Origin of the sequence: Brevundimonas sp. BAL450, from assembly GCF_015767455.1 — a bacterium.
GTDB classification, from domain to species: domain Bacteria; phylum Pseudomonadota; class Alphaproteobacteria; order Caulobacterales; family Caulobacteraceae; genus Brevundimonas; species Brevundimonas abyssalis.
This window is the reverse complement of sequence record NZ_JADWOW010000062.1, coordinates 191,859-209,739: the sequence shown is the minus strand read 5'-3', so window position 1 is coordinate 209,739 and position 17,881 is coordinate 191,859. Positions and strand designations below refer to the sequence as shown.

At 66.3% G+C, this 17,881-nt stretch carries 24 protein-coding genes and 1 tRNA gene; 12 read left to right on the top strand and 13 right to left on the bottom strand.

What is annotated here, in order from left to right:
- Positions 1-87: 87 nt before the first annotated feature.
- Together IWC96_RS15700 and IWC96_RS15695 are read right to left on the bottom strand one after the other, a co-directional pair.
- Positions 88-1,506 carry a hypothetical protein gene (locus IWC96_RS15700; RefSeq protein ID WP_231379120.1) on the bottom strand — a complete coding sequence of 473 codons (1,419 nt, stop codon included), beginning with the start codon at positions 1,504-1,506 and terminating at the stop codon, positions 88-90.
- A 79-nt stretch (positions 1,507-1,585) separates the two neighbouring features.
- Positions 1,586-1,927, bottom strand: a complete 342-nt coding sequence (locus tag IWC96_RS15695) for an Hpt domain-containing protein (protein WP_021696577.1) — start codon at positions 1,925-1,927, stop codon at positions 1,586-1,588.
- A 117-nt stretch (positions 1,928-2,044) separates the two neighbouring features.
- On the opposite strand from IWC96_RS15695, the gene IWC96_RS15690 reads away from it, so the two are divergent.
- Together IWC96_RS15690 and IWC96_RS16060 are read left to right on the top strand one after the other, a co-directional pair.
- A tRNA-Lys gene (locus IWC96_RS15690) sits at positions 2,045-2,120 on the top strand.
- 235 nt (positions 2,121-2,355) lie between these two features.
- A complete protein-coding gene (locus tag IWC96_RS16060; RefSeq protein WP_081703410.1) occupies positions 2,356-2,592 on the top strand; it encodes an AlpA family transcriptional regulator in 237 nt (78 codons plus the stop codon).
- Positions 2,593-2,741: 149 nt separating this feature from the next.
- On the opposite strand, the gene IWC96_RS15685 is transcribed toward IWC96_RS16060, so the two are convergent.
- A complete protein-coding gene (locus IWC96_RS15685) occupies positions 2,742-2,984 on the bottom strand; it encodes a helix-turn-helix transcriptional regulator (RefSeq protein WP_081703411.1) in 243 nt (80 codons plus the stop codon).
- A 481-nt stretch (positions 2,985-3,465) separates the two neighbouring features.
- Between IWC96_RS15685 and IWC96_RS15680 the strand changes: the two genes are divergently transcribed.
- Both IWC96_RS15680 and IWC96_RS15675 read left to right on the top strand, forming a co-directional pair.
- Entirely contained in the window at positions 3,466-3,948 is a 483-nt protein-coding gene (locus tag IWC96_RS15680; protein WP_081703400.1) for an RNA polymerase sigma factor, read from the top strand.
- The gene (locus tag IWC96_RS15675; protein ID WP_021696578.1) at positions 3,917-4,999 is read left to right on the top strand and encodes an ATPase provides energy for both assembly of type IV secretion complex and secretion of T-DNA complex; all 1,083 of its coding nucleotides are present in this window, start codon (positions 3,917-3,919) and stop codon (positions 4,997-4,999) included. The genes IWC96_RS15680 and IWC96_RS15675 overlap by 32 nt, the downstream gene beginning before the upstream one ends.
- An 80-nt stretch (positions 5,000-5,079) precedes the next feature.
- Here IWC96_RS15675 and IWC96_RS15670 read toward each other — a convergent pair whose 3' ends face one another.
- Complete coding sequence (locus IWC96_RS15670) at positions 5,080-5,379, bottom strand: hypothetical protein (RefSeq protein ID WP_231379119.1); 300 nt, start codon at positions 5,377-5,379, stop codon at positions 5,080-5,082.
- Between the two features lie 65 nt (positions 5,380-5,444).
- The gene (locus IWC96_RS15665) at positions 5,445-5,807 is read right to left on the bottom strand and encodes a hypothetical protein (RefSeq protein ID WP_045318780.1); all 363 of its coding nucleotides are present in this window, start codon (positions 5,805-5,807) and stop codon (positions 5,445-5,447) included.
- A gap of 216 nt (positions 5,808-6,023) precedes the next feature.
- Between IWC96_RS15665 and copC the strand changes: the two genes are divergently transcribed.
- The 3 genes from copC (at position 6,024) to IWC96_RS15650 (ending at position 7,882) form a co-directional block, all read left to right on the top strand.
- Positions 6,024-6,386, top strand: coding sequence for a copper homeostasis periplasmic binding protein CopC (copC, locus tag IWC96_RS15660; RefSeq protein WP_196839257.1), 363 nt, complete (start codon positions 6,024-6,026; stop codon positions 6,384-6,386).
- 6 nt (positions 6,387-6,392) lie between these two features.
- A complete protein-coding gene (gene copD / locus IWC96_RS15655) occupies positions 6,393-7,325 on the top strand; it encodes a copper homeostasis membrane protein CopD (RefSeq protein ID WP_021696582.1) in 933 nt (310 codons plus the stop codon).
- Positions 7,326-7,456: 131 nt separating this feature from the next.
- Positions 7,457-7,882, top strand: coding sequence for a DoxX family protein (locus tag IWC96_RS15650; RefSeq protein WP_045318781.1), 426 nt, complete (start codon positions 7,457-7,459; stop codon positions 7,880-7,882).
- Between the two features lie 30 nt (positions 7,883-7,912).
- Here IWC96_RS15650 and IWC96_RS15645 read toward each other — a convergent pair whose 3' ends face one another.
- The 4 genes from IWC96_RS15645 to IWC96_RS15630 all read right to left on the bottom strand — a co-directional run bounded on the left by IWC96_RS15645 (position 7,913) and on the right by IWC96_RS15630 (position 10,454).
- Positions 7,913-8,635 (bottom strand): PepSY domain-containing protein, encoded by a 723-nt coding sequence (locus tag IWC96_RS15645; RefSeq protein ID WP_196839255.1) that lies wholly within the window; start codon positions 8,633-8,635, stop codon positions 7,913-7,915.
- 14 nt (positions 8,636-8,649) lie between these two features.
- Positions 8,650-8,964: a DUF411 domain-containing protein gene (locus IWC96_RS15640; protein ID WP_021696585.1), complete on the bottom strand. Its 315-nt coding sequence runs from the start codon at positions 8,962-8,964 to the stop codon at positions 8,650-8,652.
- A 197-nt stretch (positions 8,965-9,161) separates the two neighbouring features.
- Positions 9,162-9,701: a nuclear transport factor 2 family protein gene (locus tag IWC96_RS15635; RefSeq protein ID WP_045318783.1), complete on the bottom strand. Its 540-nt coding sequence runs from the start codon at positions 9,699-9,701 to the stop codon at positions 9,162-9,164.
- 99 nt (positions 9,702-9,800) lie between these two features.
- Positions 9,801-10,454, bottom strand: a complete 654-nt coding sequence (locus tag IWC96_RS15630; protein ID WP_196839252.1) for a DUF2231 domain-containing protein — start codon at positions 10,452-10,454, stop codon at positions 9,801-9,803.
- Between the two features lie 116 nt (positions 10,455-10,570).
- Between IWC96_RS15630 and IWC96_RS15625 the strand changes: the two genes are divergently transcribed.
- From IWC96_RS15625 to IWC96_RS15605, 5 genes are all read left to right on the top strand, one after another.
- Complete coding sequence (locus IWC96_RS15625; protein WP_045318784.1) at positions 10,571-10,852, top strand: hypothetical protein; 282 nt, start codon at positions 10,571-10,573, stop codon at positions 10,850-10,852.
- The gene (locus IWC96_RS15620; protein ID WP_021696589.1) at positions 10,849-11,289 is read left to right on the top strand and encodes a Spy/CpxP family protein refolding chaperone; all 441 of its coding nucleotides are present in this window, start codon (positions 10,849-10,851) and stop codon (positions 11,287-11,289) included. Before IWC96_RS15625 ends, IWC96_RS15620 begins: the two co-directional genes overlap by 4 nt.
- Positions 11,290-11,297: 8 nt before the next feature.
- The gene (locus tag IWC96_RS15615; RefSeq protein ID WP_021696590.1) at positions 11,298-11,876 is read left to right on the top strand and encodes an RNA polymerase sigma factor; all 579 of its coding nucleotides are present in this window, start codon (positions 11,298-11,300) and stop codon (positions 11,874-11,876) included.
- Positions 11,877-12,099: 223 nt separating this feature from the next.
- The gene (locus IWC96_RS15610; RefSeq protein WP_021696591.1) at positions 12,100-12,417 is read left to right on the top strand and encodes a hypothetical protein; all 318 of its coding nucleotides are present in this window, start codon (positions 12,100-12,102) and stop codon (positions 12,415-12,417) included.
- Positions 12,418-12,445: 28 nt separating this feature from the next.
- Positions 12,446-12,856, top strand: coding sequence for a copper resistance CopC family protein (locus IWC96_RS15605; RefSeq protein WP_021696592.1), 411 nt, complete (start codon positions 12,446-12,448; stop codon positions 12,854-12,856).
- A 159-nt stretch (positions 12,857-13,015) separates the two neighbouring features.
- Here the strand turns inward: IWC96_RS15605 and IWC96_RS15600 are convergent, their stop codons facing one another.
- The 4 genes from IWC96_RS15600 to IWC96_RS15585 all read right to left on the bottom strand — a co-directional run bounded on the left by IWC96_RS15600 (position 13,016) and on the right by IWC96_RS15585 (position 17,853).
- Positions 13,016-13,585, bottom strand: coding sequence for an HAD family hydrolase (locus IWC96_RS15600; protein WP_081703401.1), 570 nt, complete (start codon positions 13,583-13,585; stop codon positions 13,016-13,018).
- A 260-nt stretch (positions 13,586-13,845) separates the two neighbouring features.
- Positions 13,846-15,150 (bottom strand): copper resistance protein B, encoded by a 1,305-nt coding sequence (locus IWC96_RS15595; protein ID WP_231379118.1) that lies wholly within the window; start codon positions 15,148-15,150, stop codon positions 13,846-13,848.
- Positions 15,151-15,398: 248 nt separating this feature from the next.
- Positions 15,399-17,261 (bottom strand): copper resistance system multicopper oxidase, encoded by a 1,863-nt coding sequence (locus IWC96_RS15590; protein WP_021696596.1) that lies wholly within the window; start codon positions 17,259-17,261, stop codon positions 15,399-15,401.
- Positions 17,262-17,400: 139 nt separating this feature from the next.
- Positions 17,401-17,853: a DUF305 domain-containing protein gene (locus tag IWC96_RS15585; RefSeq protein ID WP_045318786.1), complete on the bottom strand. Its 453-nt coding sequence runs from the start codon at positions 17,851-17,853 to the stop codon at positions 17,401-17,403.
- Between the last annotated feature and the right edge of the window lie 28 nt (positions 17,854-17,881).

The window sequence follows — 17,881 nt, the reverse complement described above, 5'->3', positions numbered from 1 at the left end:
CATCAGACTCCACTCGAAATATCAATGGTGTCTGAGATCAATTGGATCAGGGTCAAGACCTTTTGATCTTCGCGAACGGTCGTCTGGCTAGAGCAGCACCACCCGCCCGTCGCGCACCTCGTGCGCCACCCCCGCGCGCTGGAACAGCGAGGCGATCTCGGCCGCGGGATCCGCCGCGCCGTCCGTCAGCAGCCGGCGGATGTCGCCCGCAAGGGAGGCGTCGCCGCTCACCCGCGTCAGCTCGGCCAGCCACTCGTCGGCGGTCAGGATACCGTCCTCGCGGTTGGCGTCGATCATCCCTCGCACCACGGTGAAGACGTCCCCGCCCGTTCGCGCCGCGCCGGGCTCGGCCAGCATGTGGAACACGGCCCCGCAGGCGTAATAGGCCTGATGCTCGCTGCGCTCCGCCGCCGTGTGAATGGGCCGGGCGGCGAAGCCGGCGCATTCGTCCACCGCCGTCTGCAGTCGGGCGCGCGCGTCATAGGTCGGATCGATCCGGGCCAGGGCGCGCACGGCCAGGATGTCGGCGCCGCCCTCGGTGATCCACATGTCGCGCACGCGTTCGTAACGCACCACCTGACCCAGCCAGAAATGTGCGCCCTCGTGGGCGATGAACCACCGTGCGCCCGCGCGCACCTCGGGTGTCGGCTCAAGCACGCCGACACCCTCGAAGGTCATGATGACCAGCCCGGGCAGGACGCTGCCACCCATGCTCAACAGGGACGGGGTCGGCCCGGCCCAGCTGACCATCAGGGTCGGCCGGGCCGACTGGCCCGCGCCGAGCCGATCCGCGTAATGGCTCATGACCCGGGGCGTGAAAGCCGACAGCTCCGTCTCGATCCAGGCGGGCAGTTCCGGGTCGAACACGGCGGCCAGATGCGCCGTCTCGTCCACCGGCACATCGCCGAACAGCACATAGGTCGGCGCCTCGGGCCGTTCAGCCTCGGCGCGCCGCTCGCCGTTCATCAACACCGGTCCCGCCTGATCGCGGAACAGGGCGCGAACCACCTCCCCATCAAGTTCTACGCCGTTGAGGTCCATGGGCAGGGCGTCGGCGTCCGCCGCATTCGCCAGCGGCCGCATGTCGAACTGGTCGGAATACAGCGCCACCGAGCCGTCGGTGAACGTCAGGGCCGGATCATAGGCGGCCAGCAGATTGCCTGAGAACGGCTCGAACCGGATGCGCACACGGCGGGGGACCGGGACGCCGTCCTCGCCCACCAGTACATCGTGCCAGCCGCGCCGCTCGATGCGCACACCGGGCGTCTCCACCGTAAAGGCGCGAGGCCGCCACGGCTGATTGTCCACCCGCGTCAGCGCCGAGTCCGTGAACAGCCAGGCCGGGGCGTCGCGGTCCAGCACATAGTCGGCGGTCCACACATCCCCGTCGCGCAGCACCCGCACCGTGGCGGGCCCGGCCAGGTCCTGCTCCGGCATGGGCCCGGGCGTGGCGGCGCAGGCGGCCAGCAGGGCGGCGGCCATCAGGAGGCAGGCGTGGCGCATCATGGCGATCTCCATTGCTAAGCTCGCCATATCCCCGGCCCCGCGCCCGGTCATCTTAAGCTTGAGTCATTTGCGCGGCCGGTCAGGCCCTGAGAGACCGCAGCATCAACTCGTGCCGCCACGCCGCCACATCGGCCAGGGCCCGGTCCAGTTCATTGCGCACCCGGCCCAGCCCGGCGCCGTCCCCGGCCTCCGCCTCTGCGCAGGCGCGGGCCAGGTCGGCCGCCCCGATGCCCGCCGCCGCCCCGCGCAGGGTATGGGCCGCGTCGCGCCAGCCGTCGGTCCCCGGCGCCAGCATGGGGGCCCACAGGGCCGCCTGTTCGGTGAACAGGGCCAGCACCTCCCCGGAGACGTCATCGTCCCCGCCGGTGGTCCGCTCCAGCACCGAGAAATCCACCGCCCCGCTCAGATCCCGCCTCGCCATCGCGCCCTCCATTTCCGTTCATCATCATGACCGACGCAAAAGCCTTGCGAAAGCATTCGCGACCTAGTAGGTGGTCCGCCCTTCGCCGGACATGTCCAGCGAGGCGTACGATGGTTCGGGTGATTAGCTCAGTTGGTAGAGCAGCTGACTCTTAATCAGCGGGTCGTAGGTTCGAGCCCTACATCACCCACCATCGTTTCTCAATAAAAACAATAACTTACACCCATCTGGAGGGGTCGCCCCGTTCTAGCTTGGCCGTTTAGAACGGTGTTTAGAACGGTGCTCTCGGGCGCCGTTTACGGCCTTTAAGAACCAGTGACTTCTTCGTGATGGAGGAAGGTGACCTGTCTTTTCACGGTGCGAACCCTTCGGGTCGCTTGCGCCTGGTGTTCGGGGGATGGTGGTCTGAACTGAGACGGAGGTTCGCCGTGAGCGCACGGGTCGGTCAGCGATTTCTACGCACCCCGCAAGCAGGGGAATATCTGGGCCTCTCGAGCCGAACGCTCGAGAAGCACAGAACCTACGGCACGGGGCCCGTGTATCGAAAGCTCGGCGGACGCGTGGTCTACGATCTCGACGACCTTTGCCAATGGGCCGACAGCGGCCTTCGAGCCTCGACATCCGATCCTCATTCCGGCCCGCATCCGGCGTCACCCCGCGCCTAGCCTTGTCATCCGCCCTCATTTAGACTTGTGAATGGCGGGTTCCGGAACGGGTAGGTGCTGGTCTTGAGTCAGGGGACGCTTAGCGTCGACGGCGACCAGGGTCGAAACGCCGGGCTTCATCACAGAAGTTCCTGGCCCGCCCCCTTCCCTCATCGTGCTTCGATCAAACCTTGTCGAACAGCCGACGCGACGGCCTCAATTCGCGTTCGAACCTTCAGCTTGGAGCAGACTTTCTCAAGGTAGCTGTCCACCGTGCGCGGCGACAATGAGAGGATGGTCCCAATGTCTGCGGAGCTTTTCCCGCGACACACCCACTGCAGACATTCCTGTTCGCGAGGGCTCAGCGAGGCCGGGGGCGGCTGGGGTTCCGGGTCTTGGGCATTAGCTTCCATGCTACACCACTGGTTGACTCGGTCCATCCGTACACGGCGGATCGAAGCGAGAGCAACGTCAATGTTTTGCGGCTTTCCCGCAGGTTTCTTGCGGTCCCGCCAACCTTGCCGGATGGTTGAACCCGCAACCGTCGGCGACTACAGCCCTCCGGTCGGGCGCCGTGAGATAGGCGCGGAGCTGGAGCCGGGGTTCGCCCATGGTGGAGGCAGCGCTGCGCGTCGAAGTATCGGGCCTCGTTTCGCGAGGATTCCAACGCCCGACCCCTCCGCCTTGCGTCAGGATTCCGTTTGATTCATGCTCTAGTGTCGGCGTGCGCGCCGATAGGGGCTTGGAATCCCCTGTGCGAAGTCAAACTCAAACGACGCGCGCCCCGCGCGCTTGTCGCTTGTCGACGGAGAGAGCCCGTGCGTCCGCACGGCGGCGACCCGTCTGATCTCGTCTGCGGATTCCCCGTCCTTCCCTGAGGGTCGGAGAGGTGCGTTGACCGATACCAAAGAGCTGGAACCGGAAGCAGCGGAGGGCCTAAACGGCCTGTATCGCCGCTATGCCGGCTGGCTCGATGGGCGGCTCAGGGCGCACGTGGGCGCCGACCAGGCAGCCGACGTGGTTCAAGAGACTTATCTGCGGGCCGCGCCCTATCGGAGCGCGGACATCCGACACCCCAAGTCTTTCTTGCTGCGGATTGCGCTCAATCTGGTTCGTGACGAGAGCCGGCGCCTGAAACGACAGCACGAGGCATTGGGCGATTTTGGTCAAGAGCAGAGTGGGGCCGCTTCTCAGGCGGAACAGCTGATGCTGAAGCAAATCATCCTTACCATGCCGCCGCTGTATCGGGACATCTTCGTATTGAGCCGCTTTCGCCCGGCGCACCCGACCGGCTGCCATCACATCGCGCAATTTCGCCGCCTTGGCTCCTTTCCACGCCCATCCCGTGGGCAAGGCGCGCGGCAACCATTGGGGTGAGGCGGTCGCGACCCTGCGGACCACGGCCGGCTCGCCCTTCTACTTCAACTTTCACGTCGGCGACCTGGGCCACACCTTCATCTGCGGGCCCTCGGGCTCGGGCAAGACGGTGGTCCAGAACTTCATGCTGGCTCAGCTGGAGCGTTTCGGCGCCCAGCAACTGTTCATCGACAAGGATCGCGGGGCCGAGATCTTCGTGCGCGCCTCTGGCGGAACCTATCTGGCGCTGCGGAATGGCGAGCCGACCGGGTTCGCCCCCTTCAAGGCGCTGCCGCCCTCTCCCGTCAATCGAGCGTTTCTGGTCCGTCTGGTCCGCGCCCTCGTCGCCCGTCCGGACGAAACCCTGACGGTGCCTGAGGCGCGGGCCATCGACCAGGGCGTGGCCGCCCTAGAGGCCTTGCCGCGCGACCGCCGCTCGATCGCCGCGTTGCGCAGCCTGCTCGGCCAAGGCGACGCCGGCGGGGTGGGGGCCCGGCTGGAACGCTGGCAACGCGGCGGGCCACTTGGCTGGGTGCTCGACAATGAGGAGGACGCGCTCGGCCTAGAAACCCGCTTCGCCGGCTTCGACATCACCCAGGTGCTCGATCATGACGAAGTCCGCACGCCGGCCATGCTCTATCTGTTCCACCGCATCGCAGAGCGTGTGGACGGTCGCCGGCTGGTCCTCGACATCGACGAATTCTGGAAGGTGCTAGGCGACCCGGCTTTCACCGACCTTGCGCAGGACGGCTTGAAGAGAGGTCTGGGTCCAGGCCAAGTCGCTCGGCATGGACGTTACCGGATACCGCCCGAGACAGCGAGACCGCCAAGCTGGCGGCGAGGTCCAGGAGCGCCAGCAGGAAACGGCTCCCGCTCGCGTCCAGGTCGGGCGAACCGTGGACGATCGGGTGAAGATCGCTTCCGCCGTCATTCGCACGCTGGTCACCGATCCGCAGGCGCAGGGCCGGTTGATCGAGCGGGCCTGGACCCGGGCGACGGCGCATCTGGAGCGGATTCGTCGGGCACCGGACATGGGTCTGTGCGGCAGAGAGATCAGAACCGCGACCGCTGAAACGGTAGGTCCGGAAGGTTTCCGGCGGCGACGCCCTCGCCGCCGGAAGCCTGAACACTCGCTCCAGAGGAACGCTTCGCCTAGCCTTGGGGCGCTGGTTCCGGCGTGGCTGAGGCCTCATCGGACGGTTCAGCCGACGGCGCCGTAGGTTCTTGGGTCGGTCTCATGTCGTCACAGCATTTCATCTCGGCGTCAGCCGCCATATCCTTGCAGCATTCGCAAGCTTCGGCGGCGAGAGCCGCGCCAGCGCTCAGCGTCAGGATCGCGCCGGCGGCCGCCAGCAGGTTGGAAATTTTCATCGTCATTCTCCTAGTGAACCATGGATGGTCATGAAATTCCTCGAAACCGTCGTACCCCCCGTATGGGCGGATATCGGCCACGAGCTAAATTGATCGGCGGTCGCCGCGTAACGGCGCGCACGGCCTCCCAAGCAGCGGAAGCCGTTCTACGACAGCCGTTTTGGCGGATTCTTGTGTGGAAGCGGGCCAGCGCCCTCTCGCACGACATCGACGGCGTCGAACCTGATCCCCCGCCGCGCGGACGGGCGTTGGACAGTCGGCGCCGGCGGCAGGGGCGCCGCAACGGCGGCGCAGCCCATCTTGGCGATGCAATCGGGCGTCATCTCGTCGCAGGGGCTCATCGCCTTGCCGGAAGACTCGTCCTCCATCACCATCATTAGGGCGCAGTCCATCTCCGCCATGCCACCCGTCGATGCGAACACCTGCAACGGGGTGGCGTGCGCCGACGACTGCCCGATAAAGCCGGCCACTGCCAAGGCGAACAGAACGGTGCGAACGATATTCCACATGCCCTTCCATCCCACCCCTGCCGACGCGGAGTCAAACGACCGATCTTGCCTGCGTCAGGCCCTCGCGCGGCCAATGGGTGCCGATTGCCTTGCACCGCATCCCATTCCGGACAGCGCCGACCCGGGGTGAGTTTGCGTCAGCCGAAGGTCGGATGAGGGATTGAGCCCCGGCGCCCGTATATATCGTTGAACCCCTTTGGTTTCGGAGTATCCAGAATGACCCCTCGCAAGATCCTTTCCCTCGTCGGCGCGGCCAGCGCTCTGCTGCTGGTCGCCACCCAGGCCGAGGCCCATGCCCGCGTCGTCTCCTCCACGCCGGCGGCAACCGCGACCATCGCTTCTCCCCGGGCGCTCACGGTGACCTTCAGCGAGCGCGTGGTCCCGGCCTTCTCGGGCCTTGAGGTCGTCAACGCGGCGGGGGCCAAATTCGCCGTGACCACCACCGTCTCCGAGGACGGCAAGACCATCTCAGGGCGGACGGCCCGCCCGCTCGCCGCCGGCGCCTACAATCTCAACTGGCGCGCGGCGTCGGCTGATGGTCACCGCATGACCGGCGTTATCGTCTTCACCGTGCGCTGAGCCTTCGTGCTCGACAGCCTGGTCATTCTGCTCCGGCTCGCTCAGTACGGGGGCGCTGTCGTCCTTCTGGGAACGCCGCTGTTCCTCATCTATGGACTGCGCGCGTCGGACGGGGTGGCACTCGGTTGGCCGAGGCCGCTGCTGATCGCCGCCTCGGCCGTTGTCGCCCTGAGCTCGGCCGCAGCGCTCGGGGCCCAGACTTCGGTGATGGCGGGCTCGATCGCCGAGGGTCTCAAACCCGCTTCCCTGGGTTTCATGATCACCGGCACGAGCCTAGGGCCGGCCTTCCTGGCCCGCGCCTTGGTCGCTGCGGCCGCTCTGGTCCTCCTTGTGCTGGCCAAGCCTTCCCGACCGGTCTGGATCGTCGTCGCCTTGGCCGGGCTCGTCGTGAGCGCCAGTTTCGCTTGGACGGGGCACGGCGCGGCCACGGAGGGGCCGGGAGGTCTCGTTCACCTGACGGCGGCCATACTGCACAGCTGGGGGGCCGCAGTCTGGCTCGGCGCGCTCGCGGCCCTGCTGATCCTGACGGTCCGCCACCGTCCCGCCCCAGCCGCTGACCGGATCCTTCACCAGGCGCTTCACGGCTTCGCAGGCGTGGGGACCGCGTCGGTCGCCGTCCTGGTGCTGAGCGGCCTGGTCAACAGCTGGTTCCTGATCGGACCTGACCGACTCTCTGGTCTTCTCACCACGCCCTACGGCCTGCTGCTGACGGGCAAGCTTGTCATCTTCGTGCTCATGCTGGTCCTGGCCGCAGCAAATCGCTTCCACCTAACCCCGGATCTCGCCCGCGTCCTCGATGATCCCGAGGATCTTCGGGTCGCGGTGGGACGTCTGAAGCGCAGCCTGATCATGGAAACTCTGCTGGCCCTAGCGCTTCTCGTGCTCGTTGCGGTTATGGGCACCTTAGCGCCTGTCTCTGCAATGGACATGACGATGTAGCCGTCAGGTTCTGAAATGGGTGCAAAGAAGCCTCGAAACCGCACGAAGACCCAGAAACGTTTCTCGAAGCCGTCGTGCGCCGCCGGTCCATCGGACCCGGGGTCCTGGCGTGTCCTTTTGCACCCGGTATTGTGAGGCGACATATCGGTTCCCTGGCAAAAACCATCGCCAAGGCCCTTCTGGCCGCCGCGTTTGTGATGGCAGGCATCCTCCAGCTGACAGCGCCAGAACCGTTCCTGGCGATCACACCCGACTGGGTGGTCTGGCCGCAAACGGTGATCCGCGTCACGGGCCTGCTGGAGATACTGGGCGCGAGCGCCCTGTACGTCCCGCGCCTGCGTCGCGCGGCCGGACTGGCCTTGGCCGCGTATGCGATCTGCGTCTTCCCGGCCAACATCAAGCACGCCATGGACTCGGCCGCTGAGGCCAGCGCCTTCCCAGGTTGGTGGTATCATGGCCCTCGGCTAGCGCTTCAGCCGATCATCGTCTGGTGGGCGCTCTGGTGCTCTGGCGTGATCGACTGGCCCTTCCATGGCCGCCGCAAATCACCCGACTGATTGGTCCAGGCCGTCGAGACAGGCACAGACTCAGCGTTTGGATCCCCTGGACGCGCGCGCCGTCTTCAGGTCCCGCGAAATCCTTATCCACAACAGGATGAACCCTGACACGACGATGCTCAGCGTCAACGCCGTGGTGATGATGATCAAGGGGTGATTGAAATCCTCGCCATCGTTCCAGTCCATGACATGGAGACGCCAGAAGAAGTCGAAGATCCGCCAGACGCCCGACCGGCGTGTCACCACCTCGCCGGTCGCCGGCGACAGGTAGAAACTGGTCTTTTCGCGGTCGGCGAAGTCCACCCGCCACAACGGCCCGGTTTGTCCGGTCTCCTGGGGCGCGGTGTTCAGGAACACGGCTTCCGACACCCCCGCCTCGCCCCTGTAAGCGCGCCTGGCGAAGCCCGTGGCCTGGGCGGTCGACATCGGTCCGAACGGCCGACCTGTCGCAGCCGACACGATGACCGGCTCGCCCGCCGCCGGTGTCAGGGTCCACGCCGGGCCCCGCGGCGTTGTGCGCAACTCCGCCTGGACCGGCGCGACGCCCGCGCGGCGGGCGATCTCGCCGAGGGCCGGAAGGGCGCCGAGCTCCAGCGGCACCGGGTTGAGTTCAGCCGCGCGATGCTCGCCGCGCACCGTCTCGATCGGGATGGCCGTCATCACCAGACCGCCGCCGACCCAGAACAGCACTTGAAGACCGACGACGAGCGCGATCCATTTATGCAGTTGGGTGGAGAGCCTGAGAACCTTCATGCCCGCGCCTCCGCCTAGCCGTGACGCGCGAAGACGCGCGTGCCGCCGCCCTTGAGGATCAGCAGGGTTTCATAAGGCTCCCGCTGGCCGTCGGGCGTCTCCATGCCGGGAGACCCCAGCGGCATCGCCGGCACCGCCAGACCCAGGGCGTCGGGACGCTCCGCAAGCAGCCGGCGCACGTCCTCGGCTGGTACATGGCCCTCCAGGACATATCCCCCGATCACGGCCGTATGACAGGAGGCTACAGACGCGGGAACGCCTTCGGCGCCGCGAACTGTGCCAGGGTCGCTCACCTCGGTGATTTGCGCCTGAAAGCCCGCCGCTGTCATGTGCTCAACCCACGCGCCGCAGCAGCCGCAGGTGGGCGATTTGTAGACGGCGAGGTCAGATGAAGGATGCAAGGTTTGCGAGCAGGCTGCGGCTGCCGAGGCGCTGACTCCAATGATCAGAAGAGAGCGGCGCGAAAGCGACATTATCATTGGCTCGTTACTCTGGTGATTGAGAGGCGGGGTAACCCGGTTGGGCGTCAAGTCGCCCGACGCAAGGGCCGAGCCGAAGAGTGATAGATGTCGAACCTCCACTCGTCGCCCCGCTTGCGCAGGACGCTTGTGGCGACGCCGCGGCGCTCGATCGGTTCGCGCGCCGTGTCCTTGAAGGTGATGTGATAGGTGTAGGTCTCGCTCACGAATGCGGTATCGCCGTCGATCTCCACAGTCATCTCGTGGTTACGAAACTCGAAACCCGCCAGATCGGTGAACTCGGGTCCGAGATGGTGCTCGAGATAATAGGCGAACGTCCCCTCGACGCCGCCGTTCTCGAAAATCGCCGAGTCCTCCCAGAACAGAGCCGTGGTCTGTGACACGTCCATCCGAATAATGGCGTCCTTGTAGGCGGTGACGACGGTTCGGACCTGCGCCTCGTCAGCGGTTTGCGCATGACCGGGGGCGTGTGCCGAGCCTGGAGTGTGTGTCGAGCCGGGGGCGTGAGAGTGGGGCGCCTGGGCCTGGGCAGAGGTAGCGAGGATGGCGGCGAGCGCCGATCCGGCGAGTGCTGAACGAAACGACATGGATCAAGCTCCTGGTTAGCCGCGGCCGCGAAAGCGTCCTGGTCCGGCCGAAGTGGATCGAAAACAATGTGGCTGGACGGCGAGCGTCCTTGGGGACCGTCAGAACATCAGATGTCTCATGCCGTGAGTCAGCATCCCGCCCAGCAGGCCGTTGACCATCACGGCGGCGGCGGTGAGCGTCAATAGGCCGATGTAGATCATCTCACGCCCGCGCCCCGGTCGGCGGACCCAGTGTTCCTTCGCCCACCAGCAGAGCAGGCCCAGAAGGGCGATCGAGGTGCCGAGCCACCGGTGATAGGCGTGGGTCGCGTCGTCCTTGCCGGGAAGCCCCATGGCGAACCACCCCAGCGCCACCGCGACGATCGAGGAGATCGCCGCCAGAGCGATGATGACGCGGGTGCCCTGGGTCAGGACCGGCCGACGCAACGTCAGAGCAGCGATCTCGAGAAGGGCGGCGACGAGGAACAGTGCGATAGGGAAATGCACCGCCGCCGGATGCATGGCGCCGAACCAGCGATACAAACGCTGGGGCATGGGCCTGGGACTCTCGTCTGCCATCATGGCGCCGTGGTCCATGTCTTGGGCCATGTCCGGCATGGCCATCATCCCCCCCTCCGGCACGGCGCCGGCCGGGGCAGCGGCCTGGACGCGGGCCGCAGCCTGCTTGTCATGGTCCTCGTGCGCGATTGCCGGCGCGCTGACCGACAGCGCCAGCACCAGGGCGAGACCCGACAGAAATCTACGCAGCGCCATGGCCCTCTCCAATCCTGTCCCTTCTGCTATCTACGCGCCGCAAAGCCCGTCCCCTCGCTCGAGGGATTTGGCGCGTTTCGGCGTAATAGGGATTAGGGGCGCAAGGAGAATGTTCGATGATGCGTAATTTGGATGATCTTCTGGTGCGGTGGGCGGCGATGCCCGTCGATAGGTCGCTCGACGGACTGGAGCCCATCGTCTGGCGCCGAGTCGATGTTTTAAGGGGGGAGCGCCTCGTCGCGCAGCTTCGGTTCGGGGCTGTGGCCATGGCCCTGGCGACCGGCCTTACCGCAGGCGGCGTCGGCGCTGTCGCCGCGCCACGACCGCCCGGCGAAATGGCCATCTTCACGGTTGATGCGGGCCTGTCGCTCCTGGTGCGCCTGGAAACCGGCCGATGATGCGCGGCTGGCGGGCGATCGTCCTGACGGCCGTGCTGGCCGCAGTCGCAGGCGGCGCGGGCACCTGGATCAGCGCCAGCTGGGTGCTGAGCCGGCGCGAACCGCCGTCGCTGCACGACATCGTGCACAATGGCCTCACGCTCTCATCCGACCAATTGACCCGCATCGAGGCGGTCGAAGCCCGGTTCGCGGCCCGCCGGCCTGCGCTCGAAGCCGACGTCCGCGCGGCGAACCGAGAATTGGCGCGCGCCATTGAACAGAGCGATGGCGACGGGCCCCAGGTCCAAGCCGCAGTGGACCATTTTCACGTCGCGATGGGCGCCCTCCAGAAGGAGACGATCGCCCACGTGTTCGAGATGCGATCGGTGCTGACGCCGGCCCAGGCCGAGGTCTTCGACGACCGCATCGTCGCGGCTCTCGCGCCCGACGAAAACTAGCGGTCCGGGTGGAGAGTCCAACGGACCTGTCAGCCCGCGCCGCCGGCGGCGACCGGGCGGCCTTCAGCGAGTTGATGCGGCAGACCAAGACGGCGCTGTTCCGCTTCGTCCGGCGCTATGTCGGCGACGAGCAGGAGGCATGGGATCTGTTACAGGAGACCTATGCGGCGGCTTGGATCAACATCCACCGCTACGATCCGATGCGGCCCTTCGAGGCCTGGATCCGGACCATCGCGCTCAACAAATGCAGGGACTGGAGCCGCCGTCGCGCCGTCCGGCGGCTCATCCGGGGCGGCGTCGATCTGTCTTCGCCGGAAGCCATGGCCGTGCCGGACGTGGCCGAGTCGGCGGACGAGAGGATGGAGGCCGGCGAGCGGCTCGCCCGGCTGAACGAGGCGATGAGCCGTTTACCCCCTCACCTCAAGGCTCCGCTTCTGCTCACGGCGATCGAGGGCCGCAGTCAGGCGGAAACGGCTGGAATGCTCGGGATCTCCATCAAGGCCGTCGAGACCCGCGTGGCGCGCGCCCGCCGCAAACTTTCCGACGCCTTGGGGGACACGAGCGCCGTCCGGACCATTCTGGAGTGACCGGTCCGCTGTCCCCGGGACCGTCATCGGCGTCCGGCCATATGCTCGCGCCGGACCGAGCGCCAGTCGATCGACATGGTCGGCGAGGGCTGCGGCGCGCGCCCGCGTAATCAAGTATAAGACGTCGCCCGCTCCCGCGGGTGGCCCAACAAGGCCGAATTCCTTTTGACCTAGGCGTCGCCAAAGGCGACCCGACCGTCACCCCTTTCTGAGGAGCCGTTACATGAGAACCTTGATCCTCACCGCCGCTGCGGCGGTCACCCTGGGCGCCTGCCAGCAAGCCGCCGAGCCTCAGCCTGTCGACGCCCAGACTGCGCCGGACGCCTCGGCGACGACCCCGATGGACGCCGCGCCGGTCGTCACGCCCGAGCCGACCCCGCAGCCGCAGACCGCCGAGTCGGCGCCCGCGACCCCGCGTGCCCCGGCGCCCCGACCGGCCCGGCCAGCGCCAGCGCCCGTTCCGACGCCGCCGCCCGCCGATCCGATGGCCGGCCATGACATGTCGAAGATGGACGACATGACCATGCCGCCCAACCAATAGTTCCGCGTAAGTATCAGGAGTTTTTCCCATGAACCGTTCAATTCTCGCCGGCTTCGCTATCTTGGCGGCGCTGGCTCCCGTCTCCCTCGCCCACGCCCAGAGCCAGCCGCACGCGGGCATGTCGGCGCAGGAGCACGCTGCAATGCAGGCACCGGCCAACGGCGTCGTGACGACCCCGGCGGACAACGCCATGCTGTCCGCCGCCCCGACCGCTTTCTCGGCGACCTTCCCGCACGCCATGGTCCTGACGTCGCTTCGCCTGACCGGCGGGCCTTCGGGGCAGGCGGTCGATGTGGCCGTGTCGGCGGATGCTGCGCCTGCGACCATGGTCAGGGCGCCGCTTCCCACCATGGCGCCCGGCTCCTACACCGCCGCCTGGGCAGCGAATGGCCCCGACGGCCACGAGATGAATGGCGTCGTTCGTTTCATGGTTCACTGAGGCGGCGGCCTCTCGCCTCCTGAGGGCCCAAACAGATGTGAAGGAACGCCGCGCGGCTTGCCGCGCGGCGTTCCTTTTTGACCAATCGGATCATCGGCCTCCTGACCTCTGATCATCGGTCGATTGCAAGCGGCGGTGAGATCGCGCGTGTGGCGGTCTTCATCCACGCTGGCTCTGGGGGCCGGGACCAGCCGTTCGCCCAGGCCCGCCAAGGTCCGGACCACGATATCGGCGTCGCCGGAACGGCCCCTTACCCTTGGCCCGCCTCCGGATCGTATAGGATAGTAAAACAGCCCAGAGCCTTGGACGGACGATGTCCCTTTCGGGGTTGCCGCCGATCACGCAGACTTTGCGGGGCTCACCCGCCAGGGGGCAAAACGCCCGTCTGAACGCGGCGGGGCAGGTCTTTCCGATACCGACTTCGCCCTCGATCCAGATGTGATCGAAATAGGATTCGGGACCGAACCGCTTGATCTTGGCGAGCTGCAACGGACCGGAGCCGTTGGTGAGAAGCGCGAAACGATGTCCCGCGTTCCGCAACTCAACCAGCAGCGCCTCCGCCCCGACCTCGAGCCGTATGTCTTGGTCTCGCTGCTGGCTGAAGGCGTGAGCGAGGCGCTCGGCGACCTCCGTCAGCGGTGCGGGATATCCCTCCCGGTCAAGCGCCTTTGAAGGCGGCGGCGGCGATGCGGCGGGCGGCGCGGCCCCGGCGGTGACTGTTCGGGTCACGCCAGAACGCTTCGCCGGCTTGGTTCAGGGCCTGTGCCGCGATGTCTGGCGCCAAGTCTCCAAGCTCGGCTTGCAACGCCAAGCAAACGCTCCGCTACGCCTAATCCGGCCTGCGGTAAGCCGAGATCAGCGTATCATCCATATCGATGACCACGACCGACGACGCCGCCCTGCGGGCGGGCGCCGGGCTGATCTTGCGAGCGGTCCGGAAGGGCCTGCGATAGCTTCAGGTCGGATGAGGTTTGCCGCCCTCAACCCCGCTAAAACCACGTCCGGATACCGACGACGAACCGCGTGTCTTCAGAACTTCGCCCATCGGCTTCGAGGAAGTCCGCCGTATTGCCGAAGCTCTTCGTCCATTCCAAGCCGACATAAGGGGCGAACTCCTTGCGGAACTCATACCGCAACCGAGCCCCCACCTGGAGCGACGACAGGCCGGACCCGACTCGAAGCTCGGGAATGTCCTCGGCTGACAACACCACTTCAGCGCGCGGCTGCACGATCCAGCGATTGGTGATTCGCTGATCGTATTCGGCCTCCGCCCTCGCCGTCAGCTCGCCCTTGGTGGACAGGAAGGCGGCTGCATCGACTTCGAACCAATAGGGTGCCAGCCCCTGGATACCGACGACCAGATCAGTCCGGTCGCCTCCGTCGGGGCGATAAGTCTGGCGCACTCCGGTTTGGAAATCGAAGAAAGGTCTGATGGCGCGGCTGTACAAGGCCTGAAGCTCGGCCTCCTCCAACCCGCCATCGAACTCACCCTCCCCTTCCGATTTCCACCAGAAGCGATTGATGTCTCCGCCCGTCCAACCCTGAACATCGAAGCCGTATGCCTCCTCGCCATCCGAGAAGCTCGCTTCCAATTGGTCGATGATGACGGAACTGGCGCGCACCTCGCCGTTCTCGATCCGAAGCTGCTCCCTCGACGCCGCCATCTCAGCCGGATCGAACAACAGATCGGCGGCATGCGTGGGACCAGAGGTCGCGGCCAACGGGACCGGCATCTCCGGGGGGCGCCCCGGGGTGTCGGCGCTCGTCGGCACGTCGGGGGGAATTGCCATCCCTAACATGTCGTGGCCGGCATGGGGATCCGCTTGTCCCGGCTGGGGCTGGCCCATCGCCGACATGTCGTGGCCTGCGTGCGGATCGGCCTGGCCAGTCGCGGGCCTCGGTTCCGATGGCATCGTGGACATGTCATGGCCGGCATGGGGATCCGCCTGCGCCGGCTGGGCTTGGCCCATCGCGGACATGTCGTGGCCTGCGTGCGGATCGACCTGTCCTGTCGCGGGCATCGATTCCGCTGGCATCGTGGACATGTCATGGCCGGCATGGGGATCCGGTTGCCTCGGCTCAGGCTGGCCCATCGCGGACATGTCGTGGCCTGCGTGCGGATCGCCCTGTCCGGCCGCGGGCATCATCGATCCCGCCGGCATCGTGGACATGTCATGGCCGGCATGGGGATCCGCCTGCGCCGGCTGGGCTTGGCCCATCGCGGACATGTCGTGGCCTGCGTGCGGATCGACCTGTCCTGTCGCGGGCATCGATCCCGACGGCATCGCGGACATGTCATGGCCGGCGTGAGGATCTGCGGCGGGCTGAACGCGTTCGGGAACGGCTCCCACAGGACAAATGGGAGCCCCGGTCGCGCTGACCCGCGCGGCGTCGCCGGTCGGGGCGCCGCGTCGAACACAGCCTGGCGGAAGCGGCGCGGATTGCGCGGGCTGGGCGGCGACCGAGTGCCCAGCATGGGACTGAGCCAGGGCGGGAGACGCGGATGCGAGGATGAGCGGCAGAAGGGCGACTGAGGTCCGGATCACGAGGCGACTCCATCCATGGGGCGCACGGTGACGACGTTGAACATCCCCGCGTGCATGTGCATCAACATGTGGCAGTGGAAAGCCCAGTCGCCGGGGGCGTCGGCCGTCAGATCGAAGGTGACCTTGCCGCCCGGCGCGACATTGACCGTATGCTTGAGGGGCTGGTGGCCGGCTGGTCCGCCCGTCACGAGTTCGAAGAAATGGCCGTGCAGGTGGATCGGGTGGGCCATCATTGTGTCGTTGACCAGGGTCACCCGCACACGCTCATCTCGCTCGAAGCGGATGGGTTCAACGATCTCGCTAAATTTGCGCCCGTCGAAGCCCCACATGAATCGCTCCATGTTGCCGGTCAGATGGATTTCCATCGTCCGTGACGGGGGACGCTGGTCCTTATTGGGCTGGAGCGACACCAGGTCGGTGTAGACGAGGACGCGGTGGGGAACGTCCTGTAGCCCGGTCGGGCGCTCGCCCAACCGGTTCGCCGGGGCCATGGCGATGGCGTCAACGCCCACCCCGACCGCCATGTCGGGCGGCGCGTTCTCAGGATCGCGCATGTTCATCCCGGCCATGGACCCATGGTCCATCCCGCTCATCGTCCCGGCGGATTGGGGAGCCATGGCGCTGTGATCCATGCCCGCCATGGCTCCGCCGGACGCGCCGGTCATGGCCCCGTGGTCCATCCCGGCCATGGCCGCGCCTGGTTGGGCTCCCATGGACCCGTGATCCATCCCGCCCATGCCGCCCATGTCGCCCATGCCCATGTCGCGCATGGTCAGGTTGGGGACCTCGCGCAGCGGCGGCACCTCGGCGCTCATGCCCAGGCGCGGCGCCAGGGTCGCCCGACCCATGCCGGAACGGTCGATGGCCTCGGAGACGATGGTGTAGGCGCGGTCCTCGGTCGGCCGAACGATCACGTCATAGGTCTCGGCGACCGAGATCTGGAATTCGTCGGTTTCGACCGGCCGGACGTTCTCGCCGTCGGCCTGGACCACCGTCATCGGCAGGCCGGGGATGCGGACGTTGAAGATCGACATGGCCGAGGCGTTGATGATGCGCAGGCGCACCCGCTCGCCCGGCCCGAACAGGCCGGTCCAGTTCTCCTGCGGCCCGTGGCCGTTGATCAGATAAGTGTAGGTCGTGCCGTTGACGTCGAGGATGTCGCGCGGATCCATGCGCATCTCGCCCCACATCCGGCGTTCCTCCAGGCTCATCCGGTCCTCGCCGGAGATGAGCCCGGCCAAGGTCGTCCGCTGCCGATTGAAATATCCCGGGCTCTGCTTAAGCTTGGTCAGGATGTCGTGGGGGTTCATGAAGCTCCAGTCCGACAGGACCAGAACATGCTCTCGGTCATAGCCGATCGGGTCCGCGGCCGCTGGATCGATGACGATCGGGCCGTAGTGGCCGAGCGCTTCCTGGAGCCCCGAATGGCTGTGGTACCAGAAGGTCCCGGACTGACGGATCGGGAACTCGTAGACAAACGTCTCGCGCGGTCTGATGCCTGGGAAGCTGATGCCTGGAACCCCGTCCATCTGGAACGGCAGCAACAGGCCGTGCCAGTGGATCGAGGTGTCCTCGTCCAAGGTGTTGGTCACAGACAGTCGCACGTTCTGGCCCTCGCGCATCCGAAGCAGGGGCGCCGGAAGCATCCCATTGATCGTCGTCGCGAGACCGGTTCTGCCGCCCACGGTGAATGGGGTCTGGCCGACGGTGAGGTCGATGTTCGGTCCCGTCAGGGTCGGCAGGTCGGACCTCAGTCCCGGCGTGCCGGTCTGTGCCCAGGCAGGCATCATGCCCTGCAAGGCCGCAAGACTGCCTCCGGCGACGGCGCCGCGCAGCAGCAGTCGACGATCCAGCTTCATGGGATACTCCTGAAAGTCATGATCGCACCTCCGAACGGCGACGATCTATAGGGATTTACGCAAGCGGCGCGGCCGTCCCTCGCGACACGCTGCCGCAGAGAGCCGACCGCGCCAGCGCCTTCTTGGACCGCCCGCCGAATTACCGCCGCGCCAGAAGAGCCTTCATCTGGGCGATTTCTCGTTCCTGGGAGCTGACGATCTCTTCGCACAGACTGAGCACTTCCGGATCCGTCAGCGACGCCTGCTGGCACATCAGGATGGCGCCGGAGTGGTGCGGGATCATCGAACGCAGGAATTCCGCATCGCCCACCGCCGCCTGGGTCCGCATCCCCCAGAAGCTGACCGCGAAGACCAAAGCGGCGGCGGCGCCGATCAGCAGATTGGTTCGTTTAGAGGGATACATTGACCTCATGAAGACCAGCATAAGAATCGCCATCGGCGAGACCATCATCAGGGTCATGTAGACGTTATTGAGGTTAAGGTAGAAATGATCGAGGGACGCGATCATCGTATACATCACAAGGTACATGATGATGAAATCAAGGACGAGTTCGATCGCAAACGACCGATAGCTCCCCTTCATGGCTTTCATGTTTTCCACGGCTGCAACCCTTTTCTGA